The sequence below is a fragment of the Granulicella tundricola MP5ACTX9 genome, assembly GCF_000178975.2.
Taxonomy (GTDB): domain Bacteria; phylum Acidobacteriota; class Terriglobia; order Terriglobales; family Acidobacteriaceae; genus Edaphobacter; species Edaphobacter tundricola.
Genome location: NC_015064.1, coordinates 1,113,893 through 1,128,529, shown reverse-complemented (window position 1 = coordinate 1,128,529; position 14,637 = coordinate 1,113,893). Strand labels below are relative to the sequence as shown.

The 14,637-nt window shown below is 59.7% G+C and carries 18 protein-coding genes; 3 read left to right on the top strand and 15 right to left on the bottom strand.

Translation table 11 applies throughout. The annotated features are described in order from the left end of the window. The first annotated feature begins 3 nt into the window (after positions 1–3). Positions 4–1,254: a DnaJ C-terminal domain-containing protein gene (locus ACIX9_RS04780; protein WP_013579342.1), complete on the top strand. Its 1,251-nt coding sequence runs from the start codon at positions 4–6 to the stop codon at positions 1,252–1,254. 19 nt (positions 1,255–1,273) lie between these two features. Here the strand turns inward: ACIX9_RS04780 and ACIX9_RS04775 are convergent, their stop codons facing one another. The 10 genes from ACIX9_RS04775 to ACIX9_RS04720 form a co-directional block, all read right to left on the bottom strand. Continuing rightward, positions 1,274–2,227 (bottom strand): type II secretion system protein, encoded by a 954-nt coding sequence (locus ACIX9_RS04775; protein ID WP_013579341.1) that lies wholly within the window; start codon positions 2,225–2,227, stop codon positions 1,274–1,276. A gap of 6 nt (positions 2,228–2,233) precedes the next feature. Then, complete coding sequence (locus ACIX9_RS04770) at positions 2,234–2,905, bottom strand: hypothetical protein (RefSeq protein WP_013579340.1); 672 nt, start codon at positions 2,903–2,905, stop codon at positions 2,234–2,236. Beyond that, positions 2,902–3,597 carry a hypothetical protein gene (locus ACIX9_RS04765; RefSeq protein ID WP_013579339.1) on the bottom strand — a complete coding sequence of 232 codons (696 nt, stop codon included), beginning with the start codon at positions 3,595–3,597 and terminating at the stop codon, positions 2,902–2,904. The genes ACIX9_RS04770 and ACIX9_RS04765 overlap by 4 nt, the downstream gene beginning before the upstream one ends. Continuing rightward, positions 3,594–4,388 (bottom strand): PilN domain-containing protein, encoded by a 795-nt coding sequence (locus ACIX9_RS04760; RefSeq protein WP_013579338.1) that lies wholly within the window; start codon positions 4,386–4,388, stop codon positions 3,594–3,596. Before ACIX9_RS04760 ends, ACIX9_RS04765 begins: the two co-directional genes overlap by 4 nt. Further along, positions 4,388–5,608: a type IV pilus biogenesis protein PilM gene (locus ACIX9_RS04755; RefSeq protein WP_013579337.1), complete on the bottom strand. Its 1,221-nt coding sequence runs from the start codon at positions 5,606–5,608 to the stop codon at positions 4,388–4,390. The genes ACIX9_RS04760 and ACIX9_RS04755 overlap by 1 nt, the downstream gene beginning before the upstream one ends. 8 nt (positions 5,609–5,616) lie before the next feature. Further along, a complete protein-coding gene (locus ACIX9_RS04750) occupies positions 5,617–5,859 on the bottom strand; it encodes a hypothetical protein (RefSeq protein ID WP_013579336.1) in 243 nt (80 codons plus the stop codon). 5 nt (positions 5,860–5,864) lie between these two features. Then, entirely contained in the window at positions 5,865–7,502 is a 1,638-nt protein-coding gene (locus ACIX9_RS04745; protein WP_013579335.1) for a GspE/PulE family protein, read from the bottom strand. A 314-nt stretch (positions 7,503–7,816) separates the two neighbouring features. Beyond that, positions 7,817–8,260, bottom strand: coding sequence for a hypothetical protein (locus ACIX9_RS04735; protein ID WP_013579333.1), 444 nt, complete (start codon positions 8,258–8,260; stop codon positions 7,817–7,819). 324 nt (positions 8,261–8,584) lie between these two features. Beyond that, complete coding sequence (locus ACIX9_RS04725) at positions 8,585–9,784, bottom strand: type II secretion system F family protein (protein ID WP_013579331.1); 1,200 nt, start codon at positions 9,782–9,784, stop codon at positions 8,585–8,587. A 130-nt stretch (positions 9,785–9,914) separates the two neighbouring features. Further along, complete coding sequence (locus tag ACIX9_RS04720) at positions 9,915–10,298, bottom strand: HesB/IscA family protein (RefSeq protein WP_013579330.1); 384 nt, start codon at positions 10,296–10,298, stop codon at positions 9,915–9,917. 181 nt (positions 10,299–10,479) lie between these two features. Between ACIX9_RS04720 and ACIX9_RS04715 the strand changes: the two genes are divergently transcribed. After that, positions 10,480–10,650: a hypothetical protein gene (locus ACIX9_RS04715; RefSeq protein ID WP_157477311.1), complete on the top strand. Its 171-nt coding sequence runs from the start codon at positions 10,480–10,482 to the stop codon at positions 10,648–10,650. 242 nt (positions 10,651–10,892) lie between these two features. Continuing rightward, positions 10,893–11,168, top strand: coding sequence for a hypothetical protein (locus ACIX9_RS04710; protein WP_013579328.1), 276 nt, complete (start codon positions 10,893–10,895; stop codon positions 11,166–11,168). A 209-nt stretch (positions 11,169–11,377) separates the two neighbouring features. Here ACIX9_RS04710 and ACIX9_RS04705 read toward each other — a convergent pair whose 3' ends face one another. The 5 genes from ACIX9_RS04705 to ACIX9_RS25625 all read right to left on the bottom strand — a co-directional run bounded on the left by ACIX9_RS04705 (position 11,378) and on the right by ACIX9_RS25625 (position 14,547). Then, positions 11,378–11,641, bottom strand: a complete 264-nt coding sequence (locus ACIX9_RS04705) for a type II toxin-antitoxin system Phd/YefM family antitoxin (protein WP_013579327.1) — start codon at positions 11,639–11,641, stop codon at positions 11,378–11,380. 50 nt (positions 11,642–11,691) lie between these two features. Further along, complete coding sequence (locus ACIX9_RS04700) at positions 11,692–12,651, bottom strand: hypothetical protein (protein ID WP_157477309.1); 960 nt, start codon at positions 12,649–12,651, stop codon at positions 11,692–11,694. Between the two features lie 59 nt (positions 12,652–12,710). Next, positions 12,711–13,676: a DGQHR domain-containing protein gene (locus tag ACIX9_RS24520; protein WP_013579325.1), complete on the bottom strand. Its 966-nt coding sequence runs from the start codon at positions 13,674–13,676 to the stop codon at positions 12,711–12,713. Between the two features lie 212 nt (positions 13,677–13,888). Beyond that, positions 13,889–14,149: a type II toxin-antitoxin system VapC family toxin gene (locus ACIX9_RS25630; RefSeq protein WP_157477307.1), complete on the bottom strand. Its 261-nt coding sequence runs from the start codon at positions 14,147–14,149 to the stop codon at positions 13,889–13,891. 128 nt (positions 14,150–14,277) lie between these two features. Beyond that, positions 14,278–14,547, bottom strand: coding sequence for a hypothetical protein (locus ACIX9_RS25625; protein WP_013579322.1), 270 nt, complete (start codon positions 14,545–14,547; stop codon positions 14,278–14,280). Positions 14,548–14,637 lie beyond the last annotated feature (90 nt).

The window sequence follows — 14,637 nt, the reverse complement described above, 5'->3', positions numbered from 1 at the left end:
GATATGGCAACACAGAACAAGGACTACTACGCCGCTTTAGGCATCAAGAAGGGCGCCACCACGGATGAGATCCGCAAGGCGTTCCGCAAGCTTGCACGCAAGCATCATCCGGACGTGAATCCCGGCGACAAGAAGGCCGAGGAGAAGTTCAAAGAGATCTCCGAAGCCAACGATATTCTGTCCGACGAGAAGAAGCGCAAGATCTACGATCAGCTCGGCTTCTACTCGGACAACATCGACCCTGCGGCGGCTGAGGCAGCGTCGCGTGGCGGATATGGGGGCAATCCGTTTGCAGGCGGCGCGCCTCCACGCAGCGGCGGACGCGGATCGTACGGCGGGCAGGAGGTTCCGTTCGACTTCGGCGGGTTCGACTTCACCGACTTCCAGCAGCAACCGGGAGGGGGCAGCGCGAAACAGAACGAAGGCGCAGGTTTCGGCGGATCGTTCAAGGACATCTTCTCCGGCATGTTCAACGGCGGAGGCGGAGGCAAGACCGCGCAGCGTGGTCCGCAAGCCGGTACAGACCTGGAGTATCAGGTGTCGATCGACTTCTGGACGGCGGTTCGCGGCGGGACGACTCGGCTGGAGATTCAGCGCCAGGAGGCCTGCCCGACCTGCAAAGGCAAGTCCACGACAGGCGGCGCGATGGAGTGCCCGGAGTGCAGTGGCTCCGGCCAGGTGACGCAGATGGGCGGGCGTATGAAGTTCAACATCCAGTGCCCGCGCTGCGGCGGCTCCGGCCAGGTGCAGAACTCCTGCGCGACCTGCGATGGGGCCGGCGTGGTGACCAGGCGCGAGCCGTTGGAGTTCCGGATCAAGCCGGGGACGCGGGATGGGCAGCGGATTCGGCTGGCGGGCAAAGGGAATGCGGGGATCAATGGCGGCGGGAACGGCGATCTGTTCCTGATCATCAAGATCGGCTCGCACCCGGTGTTTACGCGCACGGCGGACGATATCTACGCGACGATTCCAGTCACGTTGATGGAAGCCGCGCTGGGCGCGAAGATCGATGTGCCGACGATCGATGGCCGCAGCCAGCTTAGGATTCCGCCGGGTACGCAGAACGGACAGAAGCTGCGGCTGCGCGAGAAGGGTGTGCCGTCAGCGGTGAATGAAGGGCTGCGCGGCGACCAGATCGTGGAGGTCAAGATTGTGGTGCCGAAGATCCAGGATGAACGGTCGAAGGAGATTCTGCGGGAGCTGGCTAAGCTGAACCCGGATGATCCACGGGCAGAGATGCTGGAAGGGATCTAATCGGTTACGCCCGCGTTCCCTACTGGGGGGTAGGGGACGTGGGCGAGGTCGGGTTGGTCGGCGTGGTGGGACTGCCAAAACCGCTCGTTGGGCTGGTTGGGCTGCCGGTCGTTCCCTGCCCTGCGCTGCTGCTGCCTCCGAGCGAGCCCAGGGAGCCCGAGCTCGAGCCGGAGGAGACGCCGCCGAGCAGGCTGGACTTGGCGTACATCTGCTCGATGCGCGGATCGTAGAGGAACTCCCAGTCTTCGTAGTTGGTCTGCTCGTTGACGACGAGGATGGCCTCGCCTGTTTTGGCGGAGCCTACACCCATGAACGGGCCGCTTGAGCCGCCGAGCGAGGAGGCATCCTGGCTGCTTGCGCTGCCGAAGCCGCTGTTTGAGCCGAAGGATGAACCGGAGCTTGACCCGGTGCCTGTCCCGGTGCCAGTCCCAGTGGTGGTTCCTGAGCCGGAGGTGATTCCTGTGGTGCCTGAGGTGCCACCCAGACCACTGGCTCCGCTGCCGCTGCCGCTTGACGATCCGAAGGCACTCCCAGAGCCGAAGCCGGAGCCGGAGCTTGCGGCTGAGCCGAGGTTGGCTGCCGAGCCAAGTCCGCCAGCCAGGCCGGGAAGATCCTCGCCGAAGAAGCCTTTGACCTTGGTCTTGTTGGTGCCGACGCGGATGAGCCGCCAGTCGCTTTTGCCGGTGAGCGGGTCTACATATTCCTGGCGCAGGAAGCGGATGTTGTTGGATTTCTTCAGCGCTTCCATGGACGCGGGATAGTTGCCGAACTTCTTGTAGTACAGGCGGATGGCGCGGACATACTGGTTGGCGCGGTGTGCGGACTCCACCTCTCGCTCCCGCTGCAACTGCCTGGCGACACGCGGGGCGGCGACGCTGAGCGCGAGCAGGATGAGGAAGATGGCCACGACGAGCGCGACCAGCAGGAATCCATCCTCGCCTTGCGCCTTCGTCTTGTTCAGGGGCCTGTTCATGGCGTTTTAGTTGGTCAGCGGCAGCGTCTGCTTGTTGGTGTTGGGAATGTCCTCTACGATGATGGACTTTGCGGCGATCTCAACCACGCGGTAGCGGCGTTGCACGACGTCACCGGCGGAGGCGAGGAAGACGTCATCACCATGCAGCAGGAGGGCGCGGCGGGTTCCGTTGGCGGCGGTGGAGGTGCCGAAGAACTTGAGGTCGATGGGCGGCGGCGGCGGTGGGCCGGTGGGTTCAGCCGGACGGGCCGCAGCTATGGCTACCGGGATGGGGCGTGCGGGGGCCTTGGCTTTGGCGATGGCGGCGATCTCCATCTGCGACGGGCCGGCGGCGAAGATGTTTCGGCCCGTGCCGGTGTAGACCAGAGCCTCCGTGATGTGCATCGCCTCCATGTGCAGGGTGGGGTCAAGCTGGCCACCGCCGGTGCCGACCTTCTGCGCGATCTTGCCGCCGACCGCGAAGCCCGGGGGCGCTGAGACGGCCTTCCCCGGGGCGACCGTGCTGCTGCTGGAAGAGCCTGCGGGCGTGACGTCCTTAATGACCGGGGCGGTTACGGGCGGAGGGCCGGAGGGGCCCCCGAAGAGTTCGTTATAAAGCGGATAGAGGCATAGCAGTGCGACCGCACCGACGCCGCTAACCAGGTAAAGCTTCTTCTTGTCTTCTGTTCCGAGCTTCATCGCGCACCTCCTGCGACGGGTGCGGAGATGGGGACGACCGCTGGTGCGGGCGTCTTGGCGGCTTCGGTATCAAGCTGCACGCGTGCCATCTCCTCTGCCGAGCCGACGCCGCGCAGATAGGTGTTGATGCGGATGCGGAGGTTGACCTGGCCGGTCTGCTGGCCGGTGAGGGCGACGGCGCTGATGAGGAAGAAGACGCGGTCGCGTTCCAGGCCGTTGATGAAGGTGACGAGCGAGCGATAGTCGCCGCTAAGGCTGGCGTCCATCTGGACCTGGGTGAGCTGGCCGGCGGCATCGCCATCGACTGCGCTCTGGGCGTACTGGACGCGGGTGAGGCGGACGTTATCGGTCTTGGCGAGCTTGCCGAGCTCGCTGGCGACCTCCGAGTAGCTGATGGGGAGGCGCTCGAGGGCGAAGCGGTCTGCGTTCTGGCTGGCGTCCTTGAGCTTCGCGTCCAGGCCCTGGAGCGGGCGGGCGGCGATCTCGGCGGTCTTGAGCTCGACCTGCTGCTGCGCGAGCGCTTCCGCGTTCTGGCTGCTGGCGGTGCGCCAGGCGAAGGCCATGTGGATGATGAGATACAGGTTGACCAGGCCGAGCAGGCCCAGGCCGGCCCAGTGCAGGTTCAGCGGGCTGAGCCAATCCTTGGTCTGACGCTTGAGATTGACGGCCATGACGCGTGCGGGCGAGGTCATCGCTTCACCCCTTTCGGTGTCGCGGCTGCGCCTGGGACGGTGGGCTCATCGGCCGACGGCTTCTTTGGATGGCGATTATGAACGACGGTGGGCGCAGGCGGCAGGGACTGGTCCTGAGCTACGGATTGAGCCAATGACTTTGAAGACTTCGGAGAAGCGGGTTTGGGGGCTTGCAGTGGGTTGTAACCGCTGAAGATCTCAAACTCCACGCCGCTGCCGATGGGGGTGCCGCCGGCTGCGGCGCTGACGTTCTGCAGGCCGCCGAGAGCCTTGGCCTTGTCTGCTGTCAGGGCGGACTCGCCTGCGAGGCGTGGGCCGAGGAAGCGCTGCGAGGTCTCGAGGTTGCGGACGAGCTGGATGGCGCGGTCACGGTCGCCGCTGACGCGCAGGCGGATGTTCACGTCGCCTTCCTTGCTGATGACGGGCTCGATGCTGGTGACCTGGACGCCCTCGGGGAGGACTCGTTCCAGGTCCATCATGGTGGCGGTCCAGCTGAAGCTCTTATTGGCGAAGAGCTGGTTGAGGAAGAGCGAGCGATCCAGCACGGCCTTATTCTGCGGCTGCTTCATGCGGGCTTCATTGCGTGCGCGCTCGTTCTGGAAGTCGGCGGTGCTGGCCTTGACGCGATCCATCTGGGCCGTTGCGGCCTTGGCGCGGGCGGTGAGGACGTTGAGCCAGAGAGTGAAGCCGATGGCCAGGACAGCCAAGACGGCCATGGCCAGCCGAATCTTGGCGAAGAGCGGGCGGAGCTCGACGAAGGGCTTGCTCGCGAGATTGATGGAGATACGCATTAGCTTCTCAGGGCCCCCCGCACGCCGGCCATCCAGCCGGGCGGTACGCGCGTGGTGACGGCTCCGCCGGTGAGCATGGTTGCTTCCACTGTCTCGCGGACGCGGATCTCGTCAGCTCCGAAGCCGGCTTCGCGGAGCAAGCGGCAGAGGACGTCGGCGCCCATGGTTCCGGCGGCCAGGATCGTACCGGGCGAGGACTCCAGGGTGTCTTCAAAGTAGGCGGCGGCGACGCTGACTGCCTGCGTGACCTCACGCGCGGCTGCGGTCAGGCGAGCCTCTTCAATCTCCAGGCCGGTGAGGGCGATGGGCAGGACGGCAACGTGGTCCAGGCGCTCCAGCTCTGCGATCTCGGCGGCGGCCTCCGCCATGATGGTCTGGGCGAGGCGCTCGGCCTGATCGATGTGGTGGTCGTCCAGAACGCCGTAGCCGGTTACGGGCTCCTGCATGGCCCACTCTCCTGCGGAGGTTTCTGCGTCTACGAGCGGCAGCGCCAGCAGTTCAACGGGAACCTCAAGGACGGGAGCTACCGGGATGATTGCGGCAGCTTCAACCAGGTCGTGCATACCCTCCGCGGCGAGATCGACCGTGCGGTGCAGGAGTAGAACGCCGCCGCGAACGATGGCTGTGGTCACGGCCGATTCGCCCGCGTTGACGACCAGCGAGGCGGTATCGGCTTCAGTCATGCCGGCGAGGGCTGCGAGGGTGCTCGGCAGAACGGCGCCGGGCTCAAAGCCAGCCTCGCGGATGACGCCTTCGTACTCGTGCAGGACATCCTTCGGGACTGCGACCGCAAGGACCCGCACCAGATTGCGGCTGGTCGACATGACCTGGTAGCTCACCATGGCATCGTCGGCGTCGAAGGGCAGGAGCTTTTTGAGCCGGAAGCGGACGACGGGGAGAGCTTCTACCACCTTCGCGGGGAGCGCGTCGAAGTCCAGCAGCAGCACGCGCACGGCAGCGTCCGGGACGACCACGGTTACCTGCCGCTCCTTCAATGCAACGGCTTCAAGCGCTTTTTTGACTGCACCGATGACCGCCGTACGTGCGACCAGATTTCCGGGCTTCAACCCAGGTGCGAGCGTACCCTCCGCGAAGATGCCGTGCGAGACGGCCGACACCAGGGCCTGCGCGTCCTCAGCCCGCGCGGCGACGACGCCCTCCGGCCGAATCTCTACCGCGAGGCGCGGCCTGGTCCCTAAACTTGTCGGCAACAGTTCCATGTGTGTCTCTAGACTACCTTCCGCTCCGCATTTTTCCGAACTTCAGCCCTGCCCTGCCATTGCCGTACCGCTGCCACCAGCCAGAAGACCAACACCGCAATCCAGACGGCGAGAAAGGTGTAGGGTGCCCAACCCAGCGGCAGACCGGCAGAGCGGAACTCCCAGATGCGCCGCGCGTACCCGCCCCCCAGCAGCAGCGCCACCAGTATCCAAAGCACCGCGCGACCGAACACGAACTTTCCCATCTTCATCGTTCTTAACGTCCCGCCTCAATGAACGTCACCTTGTTGATCTCCTTCAAGGTGGTGACGCCTTCGCGCACGCGGTCCAGCGCTGAATCGCGCAGGAACATCATGCCCTTATCCTTGGCCTTCTTGCGAATCTCGCTGCCGGGCTTCTTGTTCAGCAGCATCTCGCGGATCTCGTCGTCGAGTTCCAGAAGTTCGTGGATGGCGGAACGTCCACGATACCCTGTTCCCGAGCACTCCATGCAGCCCGCACCTTCCTTGAAGACGACGCCGCGCCACTCATCCGGCACCAGGCCATTTTCCACCAGCTCTGCGTCTGTGTAATGAATCTCGCGGACGCAGAACTCGCAGATCTGGCGCACCAGCCGCTGGGCCAGGATGCAGTTGAGCGCGGAGACGAAGTTGTACGGCTCGACGCCCATGTTCAGGAAGCGGCCCAGCACGTCGACGACGTTATTGGCGTGGACGGTGGTGAAGACCAGGTGGCCCGTCAGCGCGGAGTTGATGGCGATCTGCGCGGTCTCGGCGTCGCGAATCTCTCCGACCAGGATCTTGTCCGGGTCATGACGGAGGATGGAACGGAGACCGCGCGCGAAGGTGAGGCCTTTCTTTTCGTTGACCGGAATCTGCGTGATGCCGCGGATCTGGTACTCGACCGGGTCCTCAATGGTGATGATCTTGTCTTCCTCGGACTTGATCTCATTGAGCGCGGCGTAGAGGGTGGTGGTCTTGCCGGAACCGGTGGGGCCGGTGACCAGCACCATGCCGTACGGCTCCTTGATATAGCGACGGAAGCGGGTCAGATCCTTCTCCGCAAAGCCCACCACGTCCAGCGAGAGCTTGGTGAACTTCTCCGACATCGACTCCTTATCCAGCACACGGAGGACGGCATTTTCGCCATGCACGGTGGGCATGATGGAGACGCGGAAGTCGATCAGGCGGCCCTTGTAGCGGACGCGGAAACGGCCGTCCTGCGGGACGCGGCGCTCTGCGATATCCAGCTCCGACATAACCTTGATGCGGGAGAGGATGGTCTGGTGATGCTCGCGCGCGATGGGCGCCATGGCTTGCTGGAGCACGCCGTCGATGCGGTACTTGACCAACAGCGAGTCGTCGAAGGTCTCGAGGTGAATATCTGATGCACGGCGTTCGAGCGCGGTGAAGATGGTCGTATCGACGAGCCGGATGATGGGCGAGATGTCGTCATCGGCCGTCAGCTTCTCGATCGAGATATTCTCGTCCGCGTTCTCCTCGTTGGAGAGCACGTCGAAGGCCAGGCCTTCGCTGGCTTCGTCGAGTACGCGCTGGGACTGCTCGGTCTTTTTGAGCAGGTCCGTGATCTGGCTGAGCGTGGCGACGCGGGTCACCAATCGCGTGCCGAGGAGGCCGGAGATCTCGTCCAGCACCATCAGCTTGCTGGGATCGGAGACCGCAATGGCCAGGCGGCCGCCGGCCTGCTCCAGCGGCACGAAGTTGTACCGGAACATCATGTCCACGGGCACGCTCTTGAAGAGCTCATGCTGGATCTTGAAGTTCTTCAGGTCGACGAACTCGGAGTGATAGCGCTTGGCCAGCGCGCGGGCCCGCTCGGTCTCATCCAGACCCATGTCGTTCACAGGAATTGGTATCGCTATCGGTGTCGCCATATGCAGTAAGACTCCGTTACTCGTTTTCCGTCAACGTCTTACTTTACCGGGAATTGTCGGCGACTTGCTCCGAAGGCTGTATCGGAATGAACTTTACGAGACCTTTGCCATCCTCGTCCGTGAGGAGAAGTGGTTCGTTCAACGCGAGGCAGCTGTCCAGAAACGCCTGCGTGTCTTCGTTTAGATCTTCATACCTAAGTTCTTTCATAAGATCACCCGGTACAAGTGTAATGCCGCGTAACCTACCCTCACCCGATGAGAGCAAAGCCCAAAGCATTGACTTTCCCAAAACGATCTTGCCTGGGACATACCCGTTATTGGCCGCCTAGCTCAATCTTCTGAGCCGCTACAGCCTTCCCACCGCTGACGAGGATGAATCCGCTCTTCGCGGCCAGTTCCCCGTGGGTCCAGCCGGCCGGGACCTTCAGGAGCATCTCCTGGTCGTTCGCCAACCCGAAGACCGGGAAGCCGGTGACGCTATCCAGTCCGAGCGCACGCTTGACTTCAGACTCGGTCGCCACATGCGGCACGTTAGGGTCAAGACGCCATTCCCCGGTGATTCGCTCTTCAAAGGCGTGGCCGGTTTTGGTCTCGTCCACCTTCAGCACCGGTTCCGTCACGCCACCCTGGGCGACGCCGTAGGTTCCGCGAAGGCTGACGGCTTTGGTGCCGAATCCCGCGGCGGTATCTGGCTTTGGACTACTTTGGCACCCGGCGAGGAGAAAACAGCCCACCAGCGCAAATCGACACATCTTCATACCTGAGCCACCTCTACAATCAACGCACCCTCCTGTGAACTGCACGCTTGCATGGGCATCGATGGTCGCTCAGGTTTCGCCCTAACAAGCGAAAAGCCCGGCGCCAACCGGGCTCATCTCTCACTAAGGAGGTTGCGTATGGACTCGGGAAAGTCCTGGTTACGCGTCGAAGTGATCGTCGATTGGAAATTATTCCTCTCAATGACACTCGGCGCGCTTGTCCTGTACTTGCTGGGCTAACGCTGTAAAAACCCGAGGCGGGTGGCAGACCCGCTTCGGCTCTTCTTCAGTATCGGCGTGAATCGGCGAAATTTCAACAAAAACCTAACCGCTCGACCCCGCGCTCAGCGAGAAGATCGGCAGGTACAGCGCGATCAGAATGATCACCACCACCACGCCCATGACAATCAAGATGGCTGGTTCGATCAGGCTCATGGCCGCCGTGAGGTTGGTCTGGACGTCTTCCTCAAAGAACTCGGCCACCGAGTTCAGCATCTGCGGCAGTGCGCCGGTGCTCTCGCCGACCTCGATCATCTCGATCGCAAGCTCCGGAAAGACCTTGGTTGCGGCCAGGCTGACGCTCAGGCCTTTGCCTTCGCGCACCGTTTCGACCGACTTGAAGACTGCCAGGCCAATCTGCTTGGAGTCGATCGCCCTTGCCGCCGTCTCGAGCGACGGCACCAGCGGCAGACCGCCTGTGAGCAGCGTCGAAAGAGTGCGCGAGAACAGCCCCACCTGGTACTTCACCCAGATGCCGCCGACGCCCGGCAGCGCGATGCGGATGCGGTCGACCGTGGTCGCGCCGGCCTCCGTCTTCATCCATCGATAGATCAGGTAGCCGACCAGCCCCACCACCGCAGCCACATAAAGCCCGTAGGTCTGGGCGTTTCGACCCAGGTCCAGCAGGAAGACGGTCAGGGCCGGCAGATGCGTGTTCAACTGGTCGTAAAGCTGCGCGAAGCGCGGCACCACGAACGTGATCAGGAAGATAAACAGCCCGATCACCATCACGATCAGCAGCGAAGGATAGATGAGGCTGGCCTTCAGCTTCTTGCGGAAGGTCAGCGAGACGCGCTGGAAGTCCAGGAAACGCTGCAGCACCTCTTCCAGGTTGCCGGAGCGCTCGCCCGCCAGCAGCGTCGTCGTATAGACGATGGGGAATCCGCCCTGCGCCTCAAAGGCGGAGGAGATGGATTCGCCCGTCTTCACGCGCGTCGCGACATCCTCAAGCTGCGCGCGGAAGTTCAACACCTTTTGGCGGCGTGCCAGTAGGTCAAGCGACCCGAGGATCGGCAAACCGGCCTTGATCAGGGTCAGAAACTGCTGGTTGAAGACCAGAAAGGTCTCCAGCTTGACCTTCTTCTTCTTGCCATCGCCGCCCAGCAGGCCCTTGGCCTTGACGGAATAGACGTAATACCCGGACTGCGTAAACCGCGCGCGCAGTTCTTCGGCGGTGGCAGCGGCGTGCGTCTGCTCCTGCACCTTGCCACGCTCATCCGCCAGCTTGACGACAAACTCAGTCAACTCGTAGTACCCCGTTCCATCCTAGCTCAGGCTGTTTCGGTTAGACGCGTGAGGCTGCGGAGTGTCTTCGCGAGCAACGGAAAAGCCCCACCCCGGCACCGGGGTGGGGCTTCGTAAAACCATACGAAAGCTAAACGCTGAACGAAGAGCCGCAACCGCAGGTGGACTTGACGGTGGGGTTCTCAAACTTGAAGCCGGCGGCCTCTAGCGTCTCGACGTAATCCACCACGCAACCGTTCAGGTACATGGCGGAAGTTGCGTCGACGAAGACCTTGAGGTCAGCGAAGCGTAGAACCTTATCCATCATGCCGCTCTGATTCTCAAACGACATGCTGTACTGGAAGCCTGAACAGCCGCCGCCCACCACGCCGATGCGCAGACCAGCAGGAATCGGATCCTGCGTCGCCATAATCTCCTTGACCTTGCCGATTGCGGCATCGGTCATCTTCACCGGCGTCGCCGGCGCTACGGGAGGAGCTTCAACAACTTCGGGGGTTACCTGGGCAGTCGCCATGAATCAATCTCCTTAAACCTATCTAAAACTGGCACGTAGTCCGAACTCGGACCAAAATGCTCCACGCTTCAAGTGTAGTCCTCACTTCAACCCACCCGCAAGCCTTGACTCTCGAATAGATGCACAAACAGGTGCCGGGATTCAACCTACCTGACCAAATGCCGGGCGCATAATGGACGGTATGCCCGTTCTCTACTTTCTCGCCGACACCTTCATCAACGTCTTCGGCATCACGCAGCCGACCGAGAAGACCCGCAAGCAGGCCGCCTTTTTCATTCTCGGCCTGGGAGTGCTGGTCCTGATCGCGGTCTCCATTGCCGGTTACCTCATCCACCTTTCCATGATCAAGTAGTCCGTTTCCGGGCGGCCCGCGCGGTTCGGGTCACACTTCCGGAACTTACTTCCGGGCGCAGGAAGCTGAACCAAAGATCAGCAAAGTTCCACGGATTTTCATGGCTTTCCGATTTCTCGCGGGAGTATAGTTCAACACCGTAGGACCGAGTTCCCCACGAGCCAGCTGCTAGAAAAGCTGACCCGCCCGGCACCCGGACCGGTACCCCAACGTTGAACCCCCTGCGGGGAGGAGAATCCATTATGAGCGTCAATCCTGTACTTCTGATCGTCTGGGCTGTCCTGGCGGCCTGCTTCATGGCTATGCTGATCTACCGCGGTCAGCTCACGCGCTACGAAGACGAGCAACTGTTCCTCAACGATGAACGCGACATCAACGCCCATGAGGAGCAGACCGAGATCGTCCGCAAGGTCACGCGGCTCGATCCCATCGTGCGCATCCTTGGCAGCGCTGCGGGTCTTGCTACCGCCAGCGTGATCGGGATCTATACCTGGCACGCATATCAACTCATCAAGTAGAGCGCCTGGTGGGAGGAAGACTCGCCGGACATGAGGCGAGATCGGGCTGGTGGGTAGCCCGATCTCGGACTTTTTGCCTGTGGTGGGGGCGAAGGGCAGGTCTGAGAAGCGTCTGGGCGTACTGGACGGAAATAGTTACAAGGGACTTTGCGGGAGCTTTTGGGATCGTTGGTGAGTTCAGAGGAAGGTGTGGGTGTCGACCAGAACTCTCATTCAGGGTCGCCGGACGCTGAGCCTTCGAAGAGCTTCTGGATTTCGAGGTTGGTTTCGTCCGAATCCCAATCGGGCGCGAGCCAGATCTTGCCGATGCCGGAGCCACGCAGGTTTTTGCTGGATTTGCAGGCGGGTGGAGCGACGGGGACCATCCTGACGACGGCTTTGCCGGCGCGGGCGATGATGACCTCTTCCCCGCTCTCGGCAGCGGCGATGAGCTTGGAGAGGTGGGTCTTGGCGTGATGGACGTTGACTTCCATGCTTTGAGGTTAGCTAAGTGGGATGGCTAAGGCAAGAAACTTAGTAACACCTAGTGAGCCTCGAAAGGCCAGATATTTCCGAACGATGTTGAGACCCGCTGCTCAAGAAATCTTTGTCTCATACGCGACCATCGAAAATCCCCATCAACACGGCTCAAAATATCTTTGTGAAGGGAATTCGCTACCAAAGACACGGCAAAGGCATTAAGCAAAGCTAATTTTACTAGGTACTCAGGGGAAGTTAGGGCTGCGACACCGGATGTAATCCGGTAAAGCTCGCTTTCAAAATCGTTGAGAAAGTCTCGGAAACTCATATCTTTGAGCCGTCTTACGTCTGCCGCGGTCTTTATGATGCCAACACTTCTTACCTCTCCGTACGCGTACCCCGGAATATAGTTGACATCATTTCGAAGATGGCTAGGCCAAGCCTCCCCCAGAAGGAATCCCGCCTCAACGATGCATTTCCAAAACCGATACTCGTCCAAAGAGGATGCTTTATTAGCGGAAGCGAGGACTCGCTTGGAAAGTAACATGGCACGATTCCAAACAGCCTCATGGTTATTCTTTCCACTCGGGCGGATCGTCACTTCAGCGTCGCCATTAAGATCAAGGCTGACGGTCATGAATTGCGTACCTGCTCCGGGTCGTCCTGATGATGTTTGTGCCAATTTCTCCATTGCGATGAGAGCAGTCTTATCCAAAAACCACGTGCTGTCCCCGGCAAGCCTCGTGAGAGCCAATACTGAAAAAAAAGACCAGTAGTAAGCAGTAACGAAGCTCCACGCGGGACTGCACCAACTTGCCTCCTCTATCGCCGCGTATAACGTCGCTTGATGCTCCGCAGCATGATCTAGTAGGAACTCGACATCTGTGAAAAATGCATTCCCAACTTCAGCACGTGATGCCCTGAGAACAATCTTCTTAGAATCTGAAGAGACGACAACATATGATCCTGCCTCCCGCCATTTTCTCAGCGGCAACGCACCTTTGAAATATATCTTCGTCTCCAAAGGGATGAAGCTTAGGGATTCCGCTCGTAAAGCCTGCCAAGCTGAGAATTTGGGAAGCATTAGAGCATGTCAACCGAAACTGCCAGGCTCTGCCGTAAAGATGACTGCATTGAGACAAGATATTCTTTCCTTGTCATCGACTGACCGGTAAAGTCCAACTTTGCTATTGTGCGAATAATTTCTTGTATTGAAGCTTGCTTTAGGTTCTTCTTTTTTCCCAAAGTTAGTCGAAGAGCTTCATCAAAAATGTCGAACATAGCTTCGAAATAACTTGCCCTCGTAAGGAGTTGCGAATCCTGTAGCTCGGCATCGAAAGCATTGATGTAGTTTCGCACGAGTTGGAAGAGAGGATCGGCCTCCAACCCCCGAACAAGTTCACTATCCAACGCACCGCCCAAGGCCCGATTGAATGCCACACGAGAGATTTTGGATGGAGATGGTTTTGCAGGGCTGAGTCTTCCGGCCAAAGAAGATTTGCCATCGGTATTCAAACGGTCGAACAGGACACGCATGATGTTCTCTTTCACACTTTCCATATCTGCCAATTGCTTTATGTCTAAGAGCAACGCCGCTGGTACACCACGCTGATTAGTATTGATGTCAATAAAGAGTTTGGCCTCCTCTGCTCTCGTTAGGCCCTGATAAATAGCCACAGGGACTCGATGCTTTCGAGTGCACTTGGAATAGCCCCACAAACGATGCTGGCCGTCGAGGACAAGGAAACTGCGCTCTACTTGTAAGAATGAAAGGGTTTTAGAACCAGCAATATACTTAAGCGAGGCGATCGGTTGTGCAGAGAGAACAACGTTTGTGGGAATAGACCCATTTCCAGCCGACAGATACCTCGCTATGTCATTCGCTCTGTCTTGTGAAAGAGTTCGCTGAAAGCCTTGGCTTGGGTCTTCCTGTCTTCGAGCGACAAAGCAGTATGGAAACAACTCATCTACAGGAATGGTGCTGAAGTAGAAGCGATGTTCGTTTTGAGTGAGGGGTAGCGCTTGAAATGATGATCTCGTTGGTGCCATTTAGGCAGGTATAGCTGTTCAGGCCTTTCTGCGCAAGAGAAAAGGACGGACTCTTGAAGAGTCCGCCCGTTTCGTGTTGCTGGTTGTGATGGTCGCTTACTCTGCGGCCATTTCTTCTTGTTCGCCTTCCATGCGCATCTGTTCGAGTTCGCGCTCTTCGGCTTCGATGGCTGCTGTGACTTCCTGCTGGACCTGAGCTGTGGTTGCTCCCATTACCAGATGGTCTGCACGTCATACTTCTTCATGTGTTCGTCCTTTGTGAGGATGGTAAGGCGGTGACGTTGAGCCTGAGCGATGTAGAGCCGGTCGAACGGATCGCCATGGATAAGGGGTAGTGCCGTAGCGGCTAGGACATCCGGTTGGGTAATCGGGAGGATGGTGCAGTCATATTTCCTAAGCTGTTCCAGGAGTTTGTAGACGTTCGAACCTACGAGCGGCAACTTATGGAATGCCGCCTTGTGGGAGATATCCATGATCGATCCCAGGCTGGCGAAAAGTCTGTTCGTTCTGTCGAAGATTAGGCTTGCGACGCTCGGTGAAAGACGTTCCGGCTCGTACATCGACCAGAGCATGGGATGTGAATCGAGCAGGAGGTCCATGACTATTCGGGTGGAAAGACTGGACCGTTGGTCATGATGTCGGCAAGCTCTTCGTCCATCTTCTTCCATTCCTCTTCAGACGGAACGATCATACGACCACGCAACGCACCCAGTACGCGTGGTCCTTCAGTTTCGGACTGCGCAGCTTTTGCTGAAACCACTAGCTTTATCGCCGATTTCTCAGGGCGTGCGATCTCTATTTCCTCGCCGTTGTCTACTGCAGATGCGAGTTCTTCGAGATGCTGAGTGGCGTATTGAAGAGAGACCTGCATTGCTTCAGCCTATTTGTGTACCTGACTTCCGTCAATAACAGAACGGGCGGACCCTCGAAGGGTCCGCCCGTTCTGTTTGATGGTTGTGAT